23 protein-coding genes are annotated in these 20,317 nt (G+C 73.2%); 8 read left to right on the top strand and 15 right to left on the bottom strand.

The window, feature by feature from the left end:
- Positions 1-101: 101 nt before the first annotated feature.
- From KZ813_RS10730 to KZ813_RS10700, 7 genes are read right to left on the bottom strand one after another with little or no spacing between them, the layout of a single operon-like run.
- Positions 102-731: an SURF1 family cytochrome oxidase biogenesis protein gene (locus tag KZ813_RS10730; RefSeq protein ID WP_219754982.1), complete on the bottom strand. Its 630-nt coding sequence runs from the start codon at positions 729-731 to the stop codon at positions 102-104.
- Positions 728-1,120 (bottom strand): DUF983 domain-containing protein, encoded by a 393-nt coding sequence (locus tag KZ813_RS10725; protein WP_219754981.1) that lies wholly within the window; start codon positions 1,118-1,120, stop codon positions 728-730. Before KZ813_RS10725 ends, KZ813_RS10730 begins: the two co-directional genes overlap by 4 nt.
- Before the next feature lie 7 nt (positions 1,121-1,127).
- On the bottom strand, positions 1,128-2,039 hold the full coding sequence (locus tag KZ813_RS10720) for a cytochrome c oxidase subunit 3 (protein ID WP_219754980.1): 912 nt from the start codon (positions 2,037-2,039) through the stop codon (positions 1,128-1,130).
- 35 nt (positions 2,040-2,074) lie between these two features.
- Complete coding sequence (locus tag KZ813_RS10715) at positions 2,075-2,632, bottom strand: cytochrome c oxidase assembly protein (protein ID WP_258046652.1); 558 nt, start codon at positions 2,630-2,632, stop codon at positions 2,075-2,077.
- Entirely contained in the window at positions 2,629-2,766 is a 138-nt protein-coding gene (locus KZ813_RS10710) for a cytochrome c oxidase system small membrane protein (protein ID WP_219754979.1), read from the bottom strand. Before KZ813_RS10710 ends, KZ813_RS10715 begins: the two co-directional genes overlap by 4 nt.
- On the bottom strand, positions 2,763-3,662 hold the full coding sequence (locus KZ813_RS10705) for a heme o synthase (RefSeq protein WP_219754978.1): 900 nt from the start codon (positions 3,660-3,662) through the stop codon (positions 2,763-2,765). Before KZ813_RS10705 ends, KZ813_RS10710 begins: the two co-directional genes overlap by 4 nt.
- A gap of 56 nt (positions 3,663-3,718) precedes the next feature.
- A complete protein-coding gene (locus tag KZ813_RS10700) occupies positions 3,719-4,096 on the bottom strand; it encodes a hypothetical protein (protein ID WP_219754977.1) in 378 nt (125 codons plus the stop codon).
- Positions 4,097-4,293: 197 nt separating this feature from the next.
- Between KZ813_RS10700 and KZ813_RS10695 the strand changes: the two genes are divergently transcribed.
- Positions 4,294-4,620 carry a hypothetical protein gene (locus KZ813_RS10695; RefSeq protein WP_258046651.1) on the top strand — a complete coding sequence of 109 codons (327 nt, stop codon included), beginning with the start codon at positions 4,294-4,296 and terminating at the stop codon, positions 4,618-4,620.
- On the top strand, positions 4,620-5,006 hold the full coding sequence (locus tag KZ813_RS10690; RefSeq protein ID WP_219754976.1) for a hypothetical protein: 387 nt from the start codon (positions 4,620-4,622) through the stop codon (positions 5,004-5,006). Before KZ813_RS10695 ends, KZ813_RS10690 begins: the two co-directional genes overlap by 1 nt.
- On the opposite strand, the gene KZ813_RS10685 is transcribed toward KZ813_RS10690, so the two are convergent.
- Positions 4,990-5,904, bottom strand: coding sequence for a LysR family transcriptional regulator (locus tag KZ813_RS10685; protein ID WP_219754975.1), 915 nt, complete (start codon positions 5,902-5,904; stop codon positions 4,990-4,992). The two genes, KZ813_RS10690 and KZ813_RS10685, sit on opposite strands and share 17 nt — an antisense overlap.
- Positions 5,905-5,996: 92 nt before the next feature.
- Between KZ813_RS10685 and KZ813_RS10680 the strand changes: the two genes are divergently transcribed.
- Positions 5,997-6,944: an NAD-dependent epimerase/dehydratase family protein gene (locus tag KZ813_RS10680; protein WP_219754974.1), complete on the top strand. Its 948-nt coding sequence runs from the start codon at positions 5,997-5,999 to the stop codon at positions 6,942-6,944.
- 10 nt (positions 6,945-6,954) lie between these two features.
- Here the strand turns inward: KZ813_RS10680 and KZ813_RS10675 are convergent, their stop codons facing one another.
- Positions 6,955-7,620 carry a GntR family transcriptional regulator gene (locus tag KZ813_RS10675; protein ID WP_219754973.1) on the bottom strand — a complete coding sequence of 222 codons (666 nt, stop codon included), beginning with the start codon at positions 7,618-7,620 and terminating at the stop codon, positions 6,955-6,957.
- A 175-nt stretch (positions 7,621-7,795) separates the two neighbouring features.
- Between KZ813_RS10675 and KZ813_RS10670 the strand changes: the two genes are divergently transcribed.
- Positions 7,796-9,019 (top strand): NAD(P)/FAD-dependent oxidoreductase, encoded by a 1,224-nt coding sequence (locus tag KZ813_RS10670; RefSeq protein ID WP_219754972.1) that lies wholly within the window; start codon positions 7,796-7,798, stop codon positions 9,017-9,019.
- Complete coding sequence (locus KZ813_RS10665) at positions 9,016-10,194, top strand: M24 family metallopeptidase (protein ID WP_219754971.1); 1,179 nt, start codon at positions 9,016-9,018, stop codon at positions 10,192-10,194. The genes KZ813_RS10670 and KZ813_RS10665 overlap by 4 nt, the downstream gene beginning before the upstream one ends.
- 222 nt (positions 10,195-10,416) lie before the next feature.
- Here the strand turns inward: KZ813_RS10665 and KZ813_RS10660 are convergent, their stop codons facing one another.
- The 5 genes from KZ813_RS10660 to KZ813_RS10640 all read right to left on the bottom strand — a co-directional run bounded on the left by KZ813_RS10660 (position 10,417) and on the right by KZ813_RS10640 (position 17,078).
- Positions 10,417-10,842: a DUF6278 family protein gene (locus KZ813_RS10660; protein WP_219754970.1), complete on the bottom strand. Its 426-nt coding sequence runs from the start codon at positions 10,840-10,842 to the stop codon at positions 10,417-10,419.
- A 66-nt stretch (positions 10,843-10,908) separates the two neighbouring features.
- On the bottom strand, positions 10,909-11,847 hold the full coding sequence (locus tag KZ813_RS10655) for a DNA/RNA non-specific endonuclease (protein ID WP_219754969.1): 939 nt from the start codon (positions 11,845-11,847) through the stop codon (positions 10,909-10,911).
- Positions 11,848-12,087: 240 nt separating this feature from the next.
- On the bottom strand, positions 12,088-15,027 hold the full coding sequence (locus KZ813_RS10650) for a TonB-dependent receptor domain-containing protein (RefSeq protein WP_219754968.1): 2,940 nt from the start codon (positions 15,025-15,027) through the stop codon (positions 12,088-12,090).
- A gap of 177 nt (positions 15,028-15,204) precedes the next feature.
- Entirely contained in the window at positions 15,205-16,041 is an 837-nt protein-coding gene (locus tag KZ813_RS10645; RefSeq protein WP_219754967.1) for an alpha/beta fold hydrolase, read from the bottom strand.
- A 134-nt stretch (positions 16,042-16,175) separates the two neighbouring features.
- Positions 16,176-17,078, bottom strand: coding sequence for a LysR family transcriptional regulator (locus tag KZ813_RS10640; protein WP_219754966.1), 903 nt, complete (start codon positions 17,076-17,078; stop codon positions 16,176-16,178).
- Between the two features lie 94 nt (positions 17,079-17,172).
- Between KZ813_RS10640 and KZ813_RS10635 the strand changes: the two genes are divergently transcribed.
- Together KZ813_RS10635 and hemW are read left to right on the top strand one after the other, a co-directional pair.
- Positions 17,173-18,036 carry an oxidoreductase gene (locus KZ813_RS10635; protein ID WP_219754965.1) on the top strand — a complete coding sequence of 288 codons (864 nt, stop codon included), beginning with the start codon at positions 17,173-17,175 and terminating at the stop codon, positions 18,034-18,036.
- Between the two features lie 58 nt (positions 18,037-18,094).
- On the top strand, positions 18,095-19,231 hold the full coding sequence (hemW, locus tag KZ813_RS10630) for a radical SAM family heme chaperone HemW (RefSeq protein WP_219754964.1): 1,137 nt from the start codon (positions 18,095-18,097) through the stop codon (positions 19,229-19,231).
- Positions 19,232-19,295: 64 nt separating this feature from the next.
- On the opposite strand, the gene KZ813_RS10625 is transcribed toward hemW, so the two are convergent.
- The gene (locus tag KZ813_RS10625; RefSeq protein WP_308461857.1) at positions 19,296-19,811 is read right to left on the bottom strand and encodes a hypothetical protein; all 516 of its coding nucleotides are present in this window, start codon (positions 19,809-19,811) and stop codon (positions 19,296-19,298) included.
- A 128-nt stretch (positions 19,812-19,939) separates the two neighbouring features.
- Between KZ813_RS10625 and KZ813_RS10620 the strand changes: the two genes are divergently transcribed.
- Entirely contained in the window at positions 19,940-20,308 is a 369-nt protein-coding gene (locus tag KZ813_RS10620) for a PRC-barrel domain-containing protein (protein ID WP_219754963.1), read from the top strand.
- The last annotated feature ends 9 nt before the right edge of the window (positions 20,309-20,317 follow it).

Raw genomic sequence — 20,317 nt, 5'->3', positions numbered from 1 at the left:
GGACCGCCGCGAAGCGGTGGTGGAGGGGGGCTACCGCGGGCGGTGCGCCGCGTGGAGAGTCCCCTCCACCACCGGCCTCCGGCCGGCGGTCCCCCTCCCCGCTAGGGGGGAGGATCTTGAGGGTTCGTCCGCCCGTCCCCCCGCCGCCTCAGTGCGACGACGTACACCACCACCGCGACGCCCGCGAACAGGAACCACTGCACCGCATAGGCGAGGTGGTTGTTGGGCACGCTCGACGGGTCGGGCGGCGCGTTCGCCGCCAGCCCCGCCGCGGGTCGGTCGCTCACCAGCATCAGCTCGCGCGCGCGCGGCGCCGTCACCGTCGCGATCAGCGGGCGCGCGTCGGGGGCGTGCGCGATCCAGCCGCTGACCTCTCCGCCGCGCCACGCCGCTGTCGCCTTGGCGTCGCGCGTGGTGCCGAGCTGGACGCGCAGCCCCGGCCCCTCCGCGCCGGTGCGGCATACCGCGATGACGCGGAAGCCCGCCGCGCCCGCGCCGGCGCGCTCGAACGCCACCGGCTCGAGGCAGAAGGCGCTCGCCCGCCGGAACAGCAACGTCTCGTCGGGGAAGCGCGGGAAGGCGACCGGCGGCTTGGTCGGGTTGGCGGCGAGCTGCGCCAGCAGCGCCTCTTTCTGCGGCCGGCGCTCGAGCAATTGCCACAGCCCCAGCGCCACCATCGCCGCCGCGGCGAGTGCGACCAGCAGCGTCGGCACGACCGGCACGCGCCTCATTCCGCCACCCGCCCCTCGCGCGCGGCGTTGCGATATTCGGCCGCGATCAGCCAGCCCTTGGCCAGCCGCAGCGAGCCGACCACGCCGGCGAGCGTCAGCGGCACCCAGAGCAGCGCATGGACCCACCAGGGCGGTGCCATCGAGAGCTCGAGCGCGATCGCCAGCGCGACCACGATCGTGCCCCAGATCAGGGTGAGGAAAGCGGCCGGGCCGTCGCCGACGTTGAACTCGGCGAGGCGCAGCCCGCAGGCGCGGCACCGGTCGGCGAAGCGCAGCAGCCCCGCGAACAAGGTCGGCGCGCCGCAGCGCGGGCAGAGGCCCTTGAGACCGACGTCGAGCGGGCGCGGTGTGACCCTCCCGGGGGGCGCGTCCCGCCCGGGGTCGGTCACGCGCGCCTCAGCCCGCGTGGACCGGCGCGCCCCAGCCGCCCCAGACGTAGATGGTGACGAACAGGAACAGCCACACCACGTCGACGAAATGCCAGTACCAGGCCGCTGCCTCGAAGCCGAAATGCTGGCGCGGCGTGAAGGCGCCGTTGTACGCGCGGATCAGGTTCACGATCAGGAAGATCGTGCCGACCAGCACGTGGAAGCCGTGGAAGCCGGTCGCCATGAAGAAGGCGGCGCCGTAGTTGATGCCCTTGAACGGGAAGGGCGCGTGCATGTACTCATAGGCCTGGATGCTGCTGAACAGCACGCCCAGCGCCACCGTCGCCCACAGTCCCTTGAGCACGCCGTCGCGGTCGCCCACGCCGAGCAGGCCCCAGAAGCCGCGCTTCTCGCCGCCGCGCTGGTCGTGGATCAGCGCGTGGTGCGCCCAGGTGATGGTCGTGCCCGAGCACAGCAGGATCAGCGTGTTGAGCAGCGGGAACTCGAACGGGTCGATGACCTCCAGCCCCTTGGGCGGCCATTGCGCGGCGATCGCCGCGGCCCCCTCGGCGGCGCGCTCCACCTGGCCGTCGACGAACGACATGGCGGTGGGGAACAGCGAGAAGTCGAAGAAGGCCCAGAACCAGCCGACGAAGAACATCACCTCCGAGGCGATGAACAGGATCATGCCGTAGCGGAAGTGGAGCTGCACCACCGGCGTATGGTCGCCGGCGTGCGCCTCGCGGATCACCTGGTGCCACCAGCCGTACATGCAGAACAGCACCGCGGCGAGGCCGATCAGGAAGACCCAGCCCCCCGCCGTCGCCGAGTGCATGTACATGATGCCACCGGTCGCCAGCACCAGCGCCGCCATCGAGCTGAGCAGCGGCCAGGGGCTGGGCGGCAGGATGTGGTACTCGTGGTTCTTGGCACCCGCCATGCGCGGCTCTCCCCGTTACGCTTATCGGCTCTCGTCTAGCCCGCTCGCCCGGCGGAATCCACCGGGTAAAATGTGTAGGAGAGCGTGATCGTCTGCACGTCCTTGGTGTCCGGATCGGTGAGGATCGCGGGGTCGACGTAGAAGATCACCGGCATGCGCTGCGACTCGCCCGCCTTCAGCGTCTGCTGGGTGAAGCAGAAGCACTGGATCTTGGTGAAATACTTGCCCGCGATGGCGGGGGTGACGTTGTAGGTCGCGGTGCCCGTGGTCTCCTGCGCGGCGCGGCTGGTGGCGGCGAAGAAGGCCATGTCGCGCGCGCCGATCTCCACCACCTCCTGCTCGCGCTCGGGCTGGAAGCGCCACGGCAGCTTGGGGCTGGTGTTGGCGTCGAACGCGATCGTGATCGAGCGGTGCACGCCGCCCGGCGCGCGCTCGGCGCGGCCGGTGGTGCCGTTGAGCCCGGTCGCCTGGCAGAACAGGCGGTAGAGCGGCACGCTGGCGAAGGCGAGCCCGGTCATGAAGCAGATGCCCAGCACCGCCAGCAGCGCGGTGCGGCCCGTGCGCGAGAGCCCCAGGAACGATCGCGCGCTCAATGCCCCATGCCCTGGTGGATCTTGGCGATGGTGATGAAGAAGATCAGCACCACGAAGGCGGCGAGCAGCAGCGCCACCACGATCGCGCGCGCCCTCTGCCGCTGCTGGACGAGTCGCTGTTCCTCCGGCGTCATGCCACCCACCGATCCACCACGAGCGCTCCGAACACGACGAACAGGTACAGGATCGAGAAGCCGAACAGCTGCTTCTCGTGGCGCATCGGCCTCACCGCGCTGGTCCGCCCGGCGGCGACCAGGGCGGCGAGCAGCGCGAACACCGCGGTCATCGCGGTCGCCACCACGCCGTAGACCGGCCCCGCCAGCCCGAGCGGCCAGGGCGCCACCGCCACCAGCGCCATCGGGATGGTGTACAGCCCGATCTGGCGCCGCGTCACGCGCTCGCCCGCCACGACGGGGAGCATCGGCACGCCCGCGTTGGCGTAATCGGTCTTCACGAACAGCGCGAGCGCCCAGAAATGCGGCGGGGTCCACAGGAACACCAAAGCGAACAGCAGCAGCGGCAGCAGCGCCACCTCGCCCGTCGCCGCGGCCCAGCCGATCAGCGGCGGGAAGGCGCCTGCGGCGCCGCCGATCACGATGTTCTGCGGCGTGCGGCGCTTCAGCCACACGGTGTAGATCAGCACGTAGAACAGGATCGAGACGGCGAGGATGGCCGCGGCGGCGAGGTTCACCGCCAGCCCCATCAGGATCACCGAGAAGGCGCCGAGCCCGACGCCGAAGTGCAGCGCCGATTGGCGCTCCATCCGTCCGGCGGGCAGCGGCCGCGCCGCGGTGCGCTTCATCACCGCGTCGAGATCGGCCTCATACCATTGGTTGAGCGCCCCCGCCGCGCCCGCGCCTAGCGCGATGCACAGGATCGCGGTGAAGCCCAGCACCGGGTCGACCGCCACCGGCGCCGCGAGCATGCCGCACAGGCCGGTGAACACCACCAGCGTCATCACGCGCGGCTTGGTCAGCGCGAGGAAGTCGCGCCAGTCGGCCGGGGGCAGGAGGGGAGCGGCGGTGGTCATCGCCCGTCGCTCCTACTCCGCCGTGGGAGCGAGGGAAAGGGCGCGCGGTCGGCTTCTCAGCCGACGCGATGCACCATGATATAGCCGCCTGGGCCGCAGGTCTGGCCGTCGTAGCCGATGTTGATCGACTCGTGCGTCGCATAGGCCGTGAGCAGGCGGCTGAGTTCCTGCTGTCGCGCCAGACCCTGGTCGCCGGGGATGACGAAGTACCGGCCCGTGCAGTTCGGCACCTTGGGCATGTGTGCGAAGGCGAACAGGATGGTCGTATCGCCCGTGTAGGTCAGCACCTCGCTGAGTTGCCCCCCACTGTTCATATTGTAGCTGTTGTCCGCCGCCGCGGGTGTCGCCGCGAGAGCGGCGAGCGCGAGCGCGCCGTAGGCGCACCCCCGACCGGCGGAGACCGCGCTGACGAGGCGGTGACAAGGGCTGAACATCGTGCGACCTCCCGGTTTTTGACTCCATCATAGGACGGCGCGGCCGCCTTACCGTGGGGCGGGCCGGCGGTTCGATCGGCCGGCGGACTGGCCAGCGGGCTCGACCGGCGTTCTGCGTCAGGCACAGCGACCATGACGCCGTCGTGCCCGGGCTCCCTCTATGATGGAGATGATCTAGGCTGCGACGGAAGGCTCCCGTGCGATCCCTCATTCTCCTGCCGCTCGCCCTGCTCGCGGGACCGGCCGCGGCGCAGACCCCGCCGGCCAACACCACCACCTACACCTATGACGCGCTGGGGCGGCTGGTGCAGAGCGACGTCACCTCCGACGGGGCGACCGTCGAGACCAAGGTTCAGTACGATCCGGCCGGCAACCGCACGAGCTACACGGTGACCGGCGCGGGGCGCACCGACGACGGCGACGGCGGCGACGGCGGCGACGGCGCGGCCGTGGTGAGGCCGAGCGGCGTGGTGGTCGTGCCGCTGAACGGCTTCACGATCATCCCGTTGGATGGGAATTCCTGATGGTCGCTCGGTCACGGGCCGCCGCGGCGGCGCTGGCGATGGTCGCGGCCGGTGTTCCCGCCCCTGTCGCGCACGCCGCCACCTTCTACTGCGACGCCGACGCGCACGCCTATCTGGGCGTGGGCAGCAACGGCTACGTCTACACCGGCGTGTCGAACGGCAGCGGCATGGTCATCACGGCGATCTGCAGCCTGAGCAGCGCCGACGGCGATGTCACCCCGCAGGCCTGCTCCGCCTGGTACGCGATGCTGCTCACGCAGCGAACCGCGGGTGGCAAGGTGCTGCCGCATTTCGACACCACCCACGCGGGCAACACCGCGCTCACCGGCTGCGCCGACCTGAAGCCGTGGGAGCATCACACGCCGTATTTCATCCCCGCGCAGTGATCGCGGCGTCGGCCGCGCCGACCTGCCCCAGCCCCGTCGCGAGCGCGTCGAACACCGCGCGGTAGCGCGCGCCCCCGCGAAGGTCCTCGTGCATCACGATCCACAGCGGCAGCGCGACGTCGAGCGCCGCGGGCAGCACGCGCACCAGCGCCGGGTCGCGCCGCGCCACCGCGGTCTGGCAGATGCCGATGCCATACCCCGCCGCGATCGCCGCGACATGCGCCGCGTCGCTGTCGGTGCGCAGCGCGAAGGCGACGCGGTCGAGCCCCGGCAGCCAGTGCGCCGCGGCGCGGGTGAACGCGGTCTCGGTGTCGGGGCCGATCAGGTCATGGTCGCGCAGCTCGGCCGCGGTCGCGGGCGTGCCGCGGCGCGCGAGATAGTCGCGGTGCGCGTGGAAGCCGAGCCGCACCTCGCCGACCCGCCGCGCCACCAGCGCCCGCTGTGCCGGCTCGATCATCCGCACCGCCACGTCGGCCTGACGCTGCAGCAGGTCGTCGACCGAGTCGCTCAGCGCCAGCTCGACCGTCAGCCGCGGGTGCGCGCGGCGCAGCGCGGCGAGGATCGGGGGCAGGTGCCACACGCCCACCGCCTGGCTCGCGCTCACCCGCACCACGCCCTCGGGCGCGTCGGGTGACCCACGCCCCGCGCGCCGCAGCGCGGTCGCGGCGGCGACCAGCGCCTCGGCGTGCGGGCGCAGCGCCAGCGCGCGGTCGGTCGGCGAGAGTCCGCGCGGCGAGCGAACGAACAAGGCGCCGCCGACCGCTCGCTCCAGCGCGGCGACGTGCCGCGCGACGCTCGGCTGGGTCAGCCCCAGCGCGCGCGCCGCGCCCGAGAGCGAGCGGTCGCGCAGCACCGCGGCGAAGCTGCGATAGACGTCCCAGCTCGGCTCCCGGCTCATCGATCGGCGTATAGCAGACCCACGGTATTCGGCAATTTTCGTCGATCCCGCACGCCCCCATCCTCGCCGCGACCATGACGAGGAGAAGGATGATGAGCGAGCGACAGGCCCTGATACTCGGCGCCACCGGCGGGATCGGCGGCGCGACCGCGCGGCGGCTGCTGGACGGCGGGTGGCGCGTCCGGGCGCTGGTGCGCGGCGACGCAGCGCGGCTCGACCCGCGCTGCGAGGCGGTGCGCGGCGACGCGCGCGACGCCGCCGCGGTCACCGCCGCGGCGATGGGGGCGGCGGCGATCGTCCACGCGGTCAACCCGCCGGGCTACCGCGACTGGGCGGGGCAGGTGCTGCCGATGCTCGACAGCACGATCGCCGCGGCGCGCGCGTGCGGCGCGCGCGTGGTGCTGCCGGGCACCGTCTATAATTACGGTCCGGACGCCTTCCCGCTGCTGGCGGAGGACTCGCCGCAGTCGCCCGTCACGCGCAAGGGCGCGATCCGGGTCGAGCTCGAGCGCCGTCTCGGGGCGCTGGCGGCGAGCGGCGCGGCCTCGGTGCTGATCGTGCGCGCGGGCGACTTCTTCGGCCCGGGCGCGGCGAACAATTGGTTCGCGCAGGGGCTGGTGACGCCGGGCGCGCGCCCGCGGGTGGTGCGCCAGCCGGGGCAGCGCGGCGTGGGCCATGCCTGGGCCTATCTCCCCGACGTGGCCGAGACGATCGCGCGGCTGCTCGACCGGGGCGACCTGCCCGCCCTCGCGCGCTACCACCTCGACGGGCACTGGGATTCGGATGGGCGGCGGATGGTGGAGGCGATCGTGCGCGTGCTCGGCGATCCCGCGGTGCCGATCCGCCGGCTGCCCTGGTGGCAGCTGCGTCTCGCCGCGCTGGTGGCGGAGACGCCCCGCGAGCTGATGGAGATGCGCTACCTGTGGGAGCGCCCGGTGCGGCTCGACAACGCGCGGCTGGTCGCGACCCTGGGCGCGGAGCCGCGCACGCCGCTGCCGGAGGCGGTGCGCGCGACGCTGGCGAGCCTGGGCTGCGGGTGAGGGGAGGGCGCTACGCGGCGACCGCGCCGCCGGCGAACTGCGCGCGCAGGTCGGCGAGCGTGCCCGCGATATGGTCGTGGAGCAGTCGCGCGTGCGCGGCCGAGTCGCGCGCCATCCAGCTGTCGATCAGCCCCTTGTGCTCGAGGTGCGCGCGCGCGTCGCGCCCGGCGGGGGCCAGATGCGCGACGGTGTAGCGCTCCGCCAGGATGCCGAGCCGCTCGACCAGCTGGGTCGTCAGCCGCCGCCCGCCCGGATGCACCAGCGCGATATGGAAGACGCGGTTGCGCACCGCCACCTCGGCGAGGTTGCTCGACGCGGCCTCGTCGAGCGCGTGGAACGCCGCCAGCGCGGCCTGTCGCCCCGCCTCGTCCGCCGCGAGCGCGGCGCTCGCCGCCGCGGCGGGCTCGATCGAGAGTCGCAGCGCGTAGATCTCGTCGGCCTGCGCCGCCGACATCGGCTGTACCGAATAGCCGCGATTGGCCTGGCTCGACAGCAGCCCCTCCTGCTCGAGCCGCGCCAGCGCCTCGCGCAGCGGGATCTTGCTGACCCCCAGCTCTCCGGCGAGCGCGTCCTGGCGGATCGGCATGTTGCCGCGCAGCTCGCCGGTGACGATGCGCTCGCGCACGATCTCGAACACGCGGTCGGACAGGGTGCGGGCGATGATGCTGACGGGCATGATGGTCCTCGGGAAGCCGCACCTCGGGTGCGTGACGGGCGCATGATCCCAGATGCGTCGTTAACGATCAATCAACAAGACGAGCGCGGCGGCGCGGCGGGCGACGGCACAGCGACTTGTCCCCCACCATCGTATACGATAGAGCCCATGGCGTGAAGCGGCGGGTGACCCAGCGATGCGGATCCTGATCGTCGGCGGCGGCGTGGTCGGATCGACCCTGGCGCTCGCGCTGGCGCGGCGCGGCGCCGCGGTCACGCTGCTGGACCAGCGCGCCGCCCTGCCCGCCGCCTCCTGGGGCAACGCGGGGCATATCGCCACCGAGCAGGTCGAGCCGCTCGCCTCGCCCGCGACGCTGCGCGCCTTCCCGCGACGGCTGTTCTGGCGCGGCGGCCCGCTCAGCCTGCCGCCCGCGCAGGCGCGCGACTGGCTGCCCTTCGCGCTGCGGCTCGCCTGGGCGTCGCGCCCGGCGCGCCACCGCCGCGGCCGCGCCGCGCTGGGCGCGCTGCTCGCCGCGGCGCTGCCGGCGTGGCAGCGGCTCGCCGCGGCGCTGGGGGACGCCGCGCTGGTCCGCGCCGACGGGCATCTCGTCGCCTGGGAGAGCGAGGCGAGCGCGGCGCGCGGCCGCGCGGCGTGGCGCGCGGCCGACACCGGCACCGCCACCGTCCACGCGGTCGACGCGGCGACGCTGGCGCGCGTGCGCGCGCTCGCCCCCGGCGTGGCCGACGCGGTCCGCTTCGCCGGCAGCGCGCAGGTGAGCGACCTCGACCGGCTCGCCGCCGCGCTCGCCGGCGCGCTCGACGCCGCGGGGGTGGTGCGCGCCACCGGCGCGGCGACGCTCGCGCGCGCGGGCGACCGGGTCGCGGTGCCCGGCCATGCCGCCGACGTCGTCGTGGTCGCCGCCGGGGTCGGCTCGCGCGCGCTGATGGCGGCGGCGGGCGAGCGCGCGCCGCTGATCGCCGAGCGCGGTTATCACGTCCGCGCCGCCGCCGAGCACTGGCCCGCCGACCTGCCGCCGCTCGTCTTCGAGGACCGCTCGATCATCGCCACGCGCTACGCCGACAAGGTGCAGCTCGCCGGCTTCGTCGAGTTCGGGTCGGCCGCCGCCGCGCCCGACCCGCGCAAGTGGCGGCGGCTCGAGGCGCATGCCGCCGCGCTGGGGCTGCCGCTCGCCGCGCCGTTCGAGCGCTGGATGGGCGCGCGCCCGACGCTGCCCGACTATCTCCCCGCGATCGGCCGCTCGACCCGCGCCGCCAATTTGTACTACGCGTTCGGTCACCAGCATCTCGGCCTCACGCTCGCGCCGGTCACCGCCGAGCTGCTGGCCGAGTCGATCGCGGGCGCGGCGCCGGCGATCGACCTCGCCCCCTACGACCTCCGCCGCTTCGGGACGCGCGCATGATCATCGGCACCTCCGATCCCGCCACCGAGCTCGCCGCCATCCGCGCCGCGCCCGCGGTGCCGCCCATCGGCGCGGCCGAGCATCTCGCCCGGATCGAGCGCGCGCGCGCGCTGGCGGGGGCGCTGGGCATGGACGCGCTGCTGGTCGGCGCGGGCGCGAGCCTGCGCTATTTCACCGGGGTGAGCTGGGGCGCGAGCGAGCGGATGGTGGCGTTGCTGCTGCCGGTCAGCGGCGACCCGCTGATGATCTGTCCCGCGTTCGAGCGGGGCTCGCTCGCCGCCGAGCTGGCGATCCCGGCCGAGGTGGCGCTGTGGGAGGAGGACGAGGACCCGGTCGCGCTGGTGGCGCGCGCGCTGACGCCCGGCGCACGGCTCGCGCTCGACCCGCTGCTGCCGTTCGGCTGGGGCGAGGCGCTGCGCGCCGCCGGGCTGGCGGTGAGCGACGGCGCGGCGGCGATCGACCGCTGCCGGCAGATCAAGTCCGCCGCCGAGCTCGCCTGCCTCGCCGCGGCCAAGGCGATGACGCTGGAGGTGCAGCGCCGCGCCGCCGCGATCCTGCGCCCCGGCATCGCGGCGAGCGCGGTGAAGCGCTTCATCGACTCGGCGCATCAGGCGATCGGCGGGGGCGGCTCCTTCTTCTGCGCGGTGCAGTTCGGCCGGGCCACCGCTTTCCCGCACGGCCTGCCGGGCGACCAGCTGCTCGAGGAGGACCAGCTGGTGCTGATCGACACCGGCTGCCGCGTCCACGGCTATCACTCCGACATCACCCGAACCTATGCCTTCGGCCGCGTCGCGCCCGACGTGCGCGAGACCTTCGCGGTGGAGCGCGCGGCACAGGCCGCGGCCTTCGCGGCGGCGCGGCCGGGGGTGACGTGCGAGTCGGTCGACGCCGCGGCGCGGGCGGTGCTGGAGCGCGCGGGGCTGGGGCCGGGCTATCGGCTGCCGGGGCTGCCGCACCGCACCGGGCACGGCATCGGCCTGTCGATCCACGAGCCCGCCTATCTGGTGCGCGGCGACCGCACCGTGCTGGAGCCGGGCATGTGCTTCTCGAACGAGCCGATGATCGTGGTGCCCGAGCGCTACGGCGTGCGGCTGGAGGACCATTTCCGCGTCACCGCCGACGGCGCGGCGTGGTTCACGCCGCCGCAGGAGTCGCTCGAGCGCCCGTTCGGCTGAGGTGCTCCTGCCGACGCAGGAGCGCGGCCCCGCTCGGCTAAATCGCACGCTGGCCGATCCCGATCCAAGGAGGGGTTGGTCGACCCTCCCGGGAGGCGTGGCAGCCCGCGGCGCTGCCGGAGCGGTACCGTCGGTGGTACGTCCGTCTGCGCCCGCGAGCGTTGACGCCCCGCGACGCGCGCCGCGCGCCACTTCCCTGAGGGAAGGATCAGCCGAGGAGGCTCAGGCGAGATCCTCCACCCGCGGGATGATGGTGCGCTCCACCGCCTCGTAATAGGTCTCGATCGTGTCCTCGCCCGTGTCGCGCAGCCGCGCCCGGACCTTCTCGACCGGGGACACGGTGATCGCGCCCAGATCGAGCACCGGCGCGAAGGCCGCGCGGCCGCCGCCGAACAGCCCCAGGAAGCCGCGCTTCGCCGCCGCGGGCGGCGTGTCGCGCCAGCGGCCGCCGAGCTGGCGGCGGATCACCTCGCCGACATAACAGCCCGCCTCGGTCGCGACATGCGCCGACTTGCCGCCGCGTGCGCGCCGCCGGTCGTCGAGCAGCCGGTCGACGACCGCCAGGCTGTCGGGCGAGAAGTCCAGTCGCTCCCCGTGGTGCGCCGCCGCGAACCGGTCCGCCAGCCGCGCTACGTCCCCCATCGTCATCACCCCGTCCCTCGTGGCATCAGCGCTCATTATAGGCGGTGCCGCGCGTGGGGGTTCGAGGATGCGTCAGACCAGCACGTCGGCGGCGACCCGGATCACGCGCTCGACGCGCGCGCCGGTCGCCGCCTCCTCGTTGGAGAAGCCGTCGCGCAGTGCCAGCGCGCCGAAGTCCAGCCCGGTGGCGCGCTCCACCGCCGCGACCGAGCGCTGATAGGTCTTGTACGGCCCGAAGATCAGCTCGACCCGGCCGAGGTCGACGTCATGGTCGATCATATAGGCGGTGGCCGAGGGCGTGCCGTCGTCGTGGACGAAGGCGATCACCTTCCAATAGGCCAGCGGGATCGCGACCCCGCGATAGACCGGGTCGTCGGCGCGGAACACCGGGCCGGTGAACACCGTCGCGCGCTCGCGCTGCCGCCGCGTGTTGCCCAGCACCAGGTCCTCGAGCCCGAGCCAGGTCTGCTGGTTGTAGGCGGAGAGCTGCGGCGCGCAGTTGGTGAAGTGGAAGGTGTCGCGGTTGGCCGCGGCGGCGTCCGCGCCCCAGTTCGGGTCCTCGCGGCGGACGAGGTGGCCCCGGTCGAAGTCGTTGTTGGCATAAAGCTCCTCGCCGACCTGCGCGTCGGCGGGGAGGCGGCCGTCGAGCGCCCAGGGATCGCCGCCGCGGGGCACCGACACGCTCTGCGCGCCGTCCAGGTTGGCGGCGGTGAACAGCGCGAGCCGGCGGCTGGCGGAGAGCACGATCGAGAAATGCGTGTAGTCGAGCCGCCCGTCGTCGCGCCCGGGCACCGCGCGCACGTCGCTGCGCAGCGCGGCGGTGGAGGGCAAGGCCACCGCGAAGTCGGGGAGATGCGCGGGGTCATAGCCGGCGCGCCCGGCGAGGTCGCTCGCCGGCGTGGTGCGCGCGAGCGCGGGGGCGAGCGTCGGCGCGGCGCCGGGGAAGACGGCGGGGGCGGGGACGAGCGGGCGCAGGTCGCGCAGGCGGGGGCGGTAGGACGAGGCGGGCATGGTCGGTCTCCTGCGCCGAGGGGCGGACCGACCCGGTATAGCGATTTCCGTGACGCCGCCGCGACGGTGGGGGGCAGGTGATCAATCCTCCCCGGCACGGGGAGGGGGACCGCCGCGCGTAGCGCGGTGGTGGAGGGGGCTCTCCTCCCACGCGGCGGCGCTTGTGCGGAAGCCCCCCTCCACCATGCTGCGCATGGTCCCCCTCCCCGCGAGCGGGGAGGATGCTACTGGCTTCTCCCCTCAGAACTCCGCCGACAGCCCCGCGAAGAAGCTCCGCCCCGCGACGTCGTACACGCCGGGATAGGTGTTCCCGTTGCCGAACGCCGACAGCAGCCCCTGGACGATCGCGGGCGGGTCGCGGTCGAGCAGGTTGTTCACCCCGAGGCGCAGGCTCACGCCCTTCCGCACGTTGGCGGTGAAGGCGAGGTCGAGATAATGGTACGTGCCGATGCGCGAGTTGAGCGTGTAGGCGTCGCCCGCCAGGAACGGGTCGGCGGTGTTGCTGCTCAGCCGCGTGGCGCCGATGTAGCGCCAGTTGAGCGACACCGCGCCCTTGTCGTCGGGGGTGGTCCAGGTCAGCCGCGCCTGGTGGCGCCACTCCGGGCTGGGCTGGCCGCAGGTCGGGCCGAACAGCCCCTTGCAGTCGTAGGAGCCGAGCCCCGGCAGCGGCTCGGTCACCAGGTCGTTGAGCCAGGTGCCGACCAGCGACAGGTCGACGCGGCCGAGCCCGCCGACCGGCACCGCGGCGTTGAGCCCGAGGTCGATGCCCGAGGTCTTGAGCGAGCCGGTGTTCTGCGTGGTCGAGACGACATAGCCGTTCTCGCCGAACAGCGCGCCGTTGCGCGGGTCGCGCTTGAACAAGGCGCAGAAGAACGGGTCGCCGGTGGCGACGCACTGGCTGATCGTCAGCGAGGTCGGGATCGAGGAGATATAGTCGCGCACCTTGATGTTGAAGTAATCGACCGACAGCGACACGCCGCGCAGGAACGTGGGCGAGAGCACGATGCCGGCGGTGTACGTGTCCGCCTCCTCGGGGCGCAGCGCCGGGTTGCCGCCGCCCAGCGCCGAGCAGACGTCGGTCGGGCAGGCGATGATGCGGCCGTATTGCGCGGCGGTGACGCCGGTGAGCGCGCAGCGCTCGGCGCTGGCGACCGGGGTGGCGCCCGAGCACGGGTCCTGCGCGGAGACGTTGCCGATCTGCTGCGCGGCGAACAGCTCGCTGATGTTGGGCGCGCGGATCGCGCGATTGTAGCTGCCGCGCAGCCGCAGCGCGCGCACCGGCGCCCAGGAGAGCTCGCCCTTGTAGGTCGACACGCCCTTCGACAGGTTGCTGTAGTCGGAGTAGCGATAGCCGCCGGTGATCGACAGTTCCTCGGCGAAGGGACGGTCCTCCGCGATCGGCAGCCGGACCTCGGAGAAGAACTCGGTCACGTGGAAGCGGCCGAACGACTCGTTGGTGCCTTTCTGCTGCGCCAGCGCGTCGGCGGTGAAGCGCAGCCGCTCGCGGCGATGCTCGACGCCGAGCACCACGCCCAGGCCCTGGTCGGCCCAGGGCAGCTTGACGCCGTAGCTGGTGAGGTCGGCGTTGATCGAGCCGCTGTAGACCTCCTCCTCGTCGAGCCCGCGCGTGGAGGTGGGCGAGTAGATATAGCCGAAGGCGTTGTCGCTGATGCCGTTGTAGCGGAACACGTCGAGCGGGACGCAGTCGGCGTCGGTGCCGTTCACCACCGAGGTGCAGGTCGGCGTGCCGTTGACCGACACCACCTGGAGCCCGCGGTTGGCGCGCGCCGGGTCGATGTCGTTCATATAGGTCTCGCGGAACAGCGCGCGCGAGTAGAGCCCGCTGACGTCATAGCCGATGCCGCGCGCGATCTCGCCGCGCAGCCCCGCGGTGGCGCGATAGTCGATGCGGCGCAGGTCGTCGCGGCGCGGCCGCGCGTTGCCCGCGACGGGGCGGTAGCCGATGAACAGGTCCTGCGTCGCGCCGCTGCCATAGGCGCTGCCGCACAGCAGCTGGCCCTGCTGCTGGCCGAGCAGCGGGTTGTCGCAGTTGATCGTGTAGGTCGTGCCCTGGAACAGCGCGGACGGCGCCACCTGCGAGAAGGTGTGGTCGTCCATGAACATGAAGCTGCCGTACAGCTCGGCGGCGGGGTCGAGCTCGTATTTGGCGAAGGCGCCCGCGGTGTAGCGCACGTCCGAGCGCTGGAAGTAATTGAGCGGCGCGGTGTTGTAGCGGAAGCTCGAATCGTACGGCACCCAGGTCTTCTGGCCGTCGCGGGTGTTGTTATAGGCGGTGCCGGCGTTGGGGCCGGTGAGCGGCTGGAACAGGCCGTACATGTTGTTGCTCGAGCCGCCGCAGGTGAAGGCGCTGTTGTTGTCCCGCGGGTCGAGCGCGCAGGCCGAGACGTCGCGGTTCGCCTGGATGATCGGCTTCACGTCGCGATAGCCGAAATAGGCGGTGATGTTGCCGCGGTCGCCGAGGTTCTTGCCGACCGCGAGGTTGGCGTCGAGCCGCTGCCCGTCGACCGGCGAGCTGAGCGCGTTGGCATAGCCGTTGCGGCGGACGAGGTCGCGCAGACCATTGTTGTCATTGTGGTGCGCGGCGAAGCCATATTGGACGTCGCCGCGGACGCCGTCGAGATCGTCGCGCAGGATGAAGTTGACCACGCCCGAGATCGCGTCCGAACCGTACACCGCCGAGGCGCCGCCGGTGACCACGTCGATCCGCTGCACCATGAAGCCGGGGATGAAGTTGACGTCGTTGGCCTGCACCGGCAGCAGCCGCTGGCCGTTGACCAGGATCAGGTTCCGGTTGTCGCCCAAGTTGCGCAGGTTGATCCGCGCGGTGCCGTCCGAGCCATTGGAGACATTCTCGTTCGCCGCCGCGGTGACCTGGGGCAGGCGGTTGATCACGTTCTCGATGTTGGTGGCGCCCTGGAGCCGGATCTCGGCCGCGCTGACGTCGGTGATCGGGCTGTTGCTCTGCAGCCCGGGCTGGCGCAGCCGCGTGCCGGTGACGGTCACCTCGCCGCCGGCGGGCTCCGGGTCGGCGGGAGCGGGCGCGGTCGTGATCGAGGGCTCGCCCGCGGGCGGCTGCACCTGCGGTGCCTGGGCGTGCGCCGCGCCCGCGAGGGCGAGCGCGATCGGCGCGGTGGAGCGCAGCAGTCGGTGTGCGAGCATCGGCGAGGTCCCCTATTTTCCCTGCCGCCCACATTATCGTATACGGTCTAACATTGCAAATATGTTATACGGAACGTGTCGTTCGATGTCGTACGCGCGCGTCGGCCGACCACGGCGCGCATCTTTGCTGCGTCACGGAGCGGCGCGCCCCCGCGAAGGGCGCGCCGCCCGCGGCGATCACCCCCGCACGAAGGCGAGCAGGTCGGCGTTCAGCACCTCGTGGTTCACGGTCAGCATGCCGTGCGAGTAGCCGGGGTAGATCTTGAGCGTCGCGTCGGGCAGCAGCTCGGCGGAGAGCTTGCCCGCGTTCTGATAGGGGACGATCTGGTCGTCGTCGCCGTGCAGCACCAGGGTCGGCACGGTGATCGCGCGCAGGTCGTCGGTCTGGTCGGTCTCGGAGAAGGCCTTGATGCCCTCGTGATGCGCCTGGGCGCTGCCCATCATGCCCTGGCGCCACCAATTGTCGACGACCGCGGGCTTCACCTCGGCGCCGTCGCGGTTGAAGCCGTAGAACGGGCCGGCGGGCAGGTCGCGGTAGAAGGAGGCGCGGTCGGCGGCGAGCGCGGCGCGCAGCCCGTCGAACACCTCGATCGGCAGGCCGCCGGGGTAACGCTCGGTCTTGACCATGATCGGCGGCACCGCGCTGACCAGCACCGCCTTGGCGACCCGCCCCTGCGGCAGGCCGTGGCGCGCGACATAGGCCGCGACCTCGCCGCCCCCGGTCGAGTGGCCGATGTGGACGGCGTCGCGCAGGTCGAGATGCTCGGCGACCGCGGCGGCATCGGCGGCATAGGTCGCCATGTCGTGGCCGTGGGCGACCTGCGCCGAGCGCCCGTGGCCGCGGCGGTCGTGCGCGATCACGCGATAGCCCTCAGCCAGGAAGAACAGCATCTGATTGTCCCAATCGTCCGAGGACAGCGGCCAGCCGTGGTGGAACATGATCGGCCGCGCGTCCTTGGCGCCCCAGTCCTTGAAGAAGATCTCGGTCCCGTCCCGCGTGGTGATCGTCGGCATGGCTCGTCCCCTGTTCGTCGCTGTGACCGGAAGGCGTCCGGCGATCAGAGACGTACGCCGACCCGCCGAGTCGCGGCAGCGCGATAAGGTCGCGTCATCCGTTCGAGAAAATGGAACAGCGGCGGCGGGTCCTCTCAGCCGAGCGCGCGGACATGGTCGACGAAGGCGCGCAGCGGCGGCGGCACGAGGCGGCGGCTGGAGTGATAGAGGAACGGTCCCGGGAAGCTCGGCCACCAGTCGGCGAGCACCGGCTCGAGCGCGCCGGCGGCGAAGGCGGGGGCCAGCCACTCCTCGAAGAGGTAGACGATGCCGCCCCCGCCGACCGCGGCGTCGACCAGCAGGTCGGCCGCGCCGGCGACGCGCGCGATCAGCCGCGCGACCGGTGCGATCCGCACCTCCTCGCCGTCGCGCTCGAACTCCCACGGGCTGGCCAGCGCGCCGCTGGAGAAGCGGCCGACGAGGCAGTCGTGGTCGAGCAGCGCGCGCGGGTGGTCGGGTCGGCCGCGGCGCGCCAGATAGGCGGGCGCCGCGGCGGCGGCGAAGCGCTGCACGCGCGGCCCGATCGGGGTCGCGATCATGTCCTGCTCGAGCCGCTCGTCGTAGCGGATGCCGGCGTCGGCGCCCGAGGCGAGGATGTCGACGAACGAGTCCTCGGCGTCGATCTCGACGCGGATGTCGGGATAGGCCGCGAGGAAACCCGGCAGGATCGCGGGCAGCACCAGCCTGGCCGCGCTCACCGGCACGTTCAGCCGCAGCAGGCCCGCCGGGCGGTCGCGCAGCTCGTCCACCGAGCCGAGCGCGGCGGCGACGGAATCGAGCGCGGGGGCGAGCCGCTCGAGCAGCCGCGCCCCCGCCTCGGTCGGCGCGACGCTGCGCGTGGTGCGGTGGAGCAGCCGCAGCCCGACGCGCGCCTCCAGCCGGCGCAGCGCCTCGCTCAGCGTCGAGGCGCTGCGCCCGGTCGCCCGCGCGGCGTCGCGGAAGCCGCGCGCGCGCGCCACCGCGACGAAGACTTCCAGGTCGGCGAGATCGGCATCCATCGTTCGGCTCCCCGCACAGGCCGTGCAGATCCTCCCGGCTAATCGGGACAATCGCAAGCGCCTATCTGCGTGTTCTCGAACGAGGAGACGCAGTATGAGCACGGACATCACCTACCCCCTCGGCCACCGTCGCGTGCGCCGGCTCGGCTACGGCGCGATGCAGCTCGCCGGCCCGGGCGTGTTCGGCCCGCCGCGCGACCGCGCCGCCGCGGTGGCGGTGCTGCGCGAAGCGGTCGAGGCGGGGGTCGATCATATCGACACCAGCGACTTCTACGGACCGCACGTCACCAACCAGCTGATCCGCGAGGCGCTGGCGCCTTATCCCGAGGCGCTGACGATCGTCACCAAGGTGGGCGCGGTGCGCGGGCCGGAGGGGTCGTGGGACCCGGCGCAGTCGCCCGCCGCGCTGCGCGCCGCGGTGCACGACAACCTGCGCAACCTCGGGCTGGAGCAGCTCGCCTTGGTCAACTTCCGAGTCCACGACGGCGGGCACGGCCGCGGCGAGGGCTCGATCGCCGAGGGCTATGGCGCGCTGGCGGCCATGCGCGAGGAGGGGCTGATCCGCGACCTCGGCATCAGCAACGCCACCGCGGCGCAGGTCGAGGAGGCGCGCGCGATCGCGCCGCTGGCCTGCGTGCAGAACATGTACAACCTCGCACATCGCGAGGACGACGCGCTGATCGACCGGCTCGCCGCGGACGGGATCGCCTATGTCCCCTTCTTCCCGCTCGGCGGCTTCAGCCCGCTCCAGTCCGGCGCGCTCGACACGGTCGCGGCGCGGCTCGCCGCCACGCCGATGCAGGTCGCGCTGGCCTGGCTGCTGCGGCGATCGCCCAACATCCTGCTGATCCCTGGCACCTCGTCCGTGGCGCACCTGCGCGAGAACCTCGCCGCCGGGTCCGTCGTCCTGGACGAGCAGGCGCTGGACGCGCTCGACACGATCGGCGCGGCGCGGTGACCGCCCGCCGCGCCGCGTTCTGGCCAAGCGCGGCGCGGCACGGCATAGCGGCGGCGCCATGACCGACTCCGCGCTGGCGCTCTACGTCCACTGGCCGTTCTGCGTCTCGAAATGCCCCTATTGCGACTTCAACAGCCACGTCCGCGCCGCGGTCGACCAGGAGGCGTGGCGCGAGGCGCTCCTCGCCGACCTGGCGCACGAGGCGGCGATGCTGCCGGGGCGTCGGCTCGGCTCGATCTTCTTCGGCGGGGGCACGCCCTCGCTGATGCCCCCCGCCACCGTCGCCGCGGTGATCCAGGCCGCCACCGCCGCCTGGGCGCCGCTGCCAGACCTCGAGGTGACGCTGGAGGCCAATCCCTCCTCGGTCGAGGCGGCGCGCTTCGCCGATCTCGCCGCGGCGGGGGTGAACCGGGTCTCGCTCGGGCTGCAGGCGCTGGACGACGCCGCGCTCTGCTTCCTCGGCCGCGCGCACGACGTCGCCGAGGCGCTGGGCGCCCTCGACGTCGCGCAGCGCCATTTCGCGCGGGTGAGTACCGACCTGATCTACGCGCGCCCCGACCAGTCGCTCGCCGCCTGGGAGGCGGAGCTGGCGCAGGCGCTGGGCTTCGGCACCGAGCATCTGTCGCTCTACCAGCTCACGATCGAGCCGGGCACGCGCTTCCACACCGAGGCGGCGGCGGGGCGGCTGACCATCCCCGACGGCGACGCCGCCGCCGACCTGTTCGAGGCGACGCGCGCGATCACCGCCGCCGCCGGCCTGCCCGCCTATGAGGTATCCAACCACGCGCGGCCGGGCGCGGAGAGCCGCCACAACCTCGCTTACTGGCGCTACCGCGACTATGCCGGGGTCGGCCCCGGCGCGCACGGCCGGCGGCAGGCGAGCGCGACGCAGCGCCACCGCAAGCCCGAGAACTGGCTCGGCGCGGTCGCGCGCAACGGCCACGGCCTCGTCACCGAGGAGCCGCTCGCCCCGGAGGCGCGCGCGCGCGAGGCGCTGCTTATGGGGTTGCGGCTGGGCGAGGGAGTGGATCTCGCGCGGGTGGCGCGGGTGACCGGACTGGCAGTCGAGGCGATCGTCGACGGCGACGCGATCGCCGCGCTGCCGGGGCTGGTCGCGCGCGATGGCGACCGGCTGCGCGTCACCGAGGCGGGGATCCTGCTGCTCGACTCGATCCTGCCGCGCGTGGTGCGCTGAGCGGCCAGGGGGCGCCGACGATCCGCTCGGGCCTGCCGCCCGCGGTCCTCACCGCCGCCCGGCCTTACCCGCGGCAGTCCTCGATCACGCGCGCCAGCTCGGCCCAGGGCGGCAGCACCAGCGGCGCGGCGCCCGGCTGCTCGAGCGTGAACCGCCCGCGGCTGAACACCATCGCGTCGAGCAGCCGGTCGCTCGCCGCCAGCGTCGCCGCCGCGCCACCCGCCACCGCCGCGGCGGGCAGGGTCCGCGCGGTCGCGCTGGTGCGGATCGTGAAGGGCGCGGGCACGCCGCCGACCCGGGTCAGCGTCACCGTGCGCGCGTCGCGGTCGCAGCGCGCCGTGACCACCGCCGCGCCCGCGCCGAAGCTGGCGGTGCTGCCCCCGGGAGCGCGCGCGTAGCGCCACGTCCCGGGCGTGCGCGGCCAGTCCTGCCAGTCCGCCGCGGGTGGCGCGGGCGGGGGGGTGGGCGCGGGCGCGGGGACGGGCGCCGGCGTCGGCGCCGGGGCGGGCGGCGGCGGGGTGACCTGTGGGACGCAGCCGGCGACCAGCATCAGCGCGGCGGAGAGCGGCGCCAGACGCACGCGGTTGGTAAAGTATCGAGCCACGACCGGGGCCTATGCCGGAAGCCGGGGGTCGGCTCAACCGCCGCGCGGAACCGCGGCACGGCGCGGGCGGTTTCCGATGACAACGTTTGTTGATGGAGTTCGCGATGGCCGATGACGTGCCCACCCAGATCCTCGTCCAGTCCAACCTGGGGGAGACGATGAAGGTGGACAGCCGCGACGGCGACCATCTCGGCGCGGTCCACGCCTTCATGGTTCACAAGGCGTCGGGTCGCGCTACCCATGCCGTGCTCAGCCTCGGCGGCTTCCTCGGCATGGGCAAGAGCTTCTACCCGCTGCCCTTCGCGCTGCTGCAGTTCGATCCCGTCCGCGACCGCTACGTCGTGACGATCGACCGCCGCCTGTTGGAGGGCGGCCCGAGCTGGGCCAATAACGCGCCGGTGTTCGACCAGGCCTATGCCGATCGCGTCGCCAGTTACTATCAGGTGCGCGGCGAGAACCTCGCCGCCGAGTGAGGAGAATGG

The sequence above is a fragment of the Sphingomonas folli genome, from assembly GCF_019429525.1.
Taxonomy (GTDB): Bacteria; Pseudomonadota; Alphaproteobacteria; order Sphingomonadales; family Sphingomonadaceae; genus Sphingomonas; species Sphingomonas folii.
Note: the sequence above shows the minus strand (reverse complement) of the source record. Positions and strands in the feature narration are given on the sequence as shown.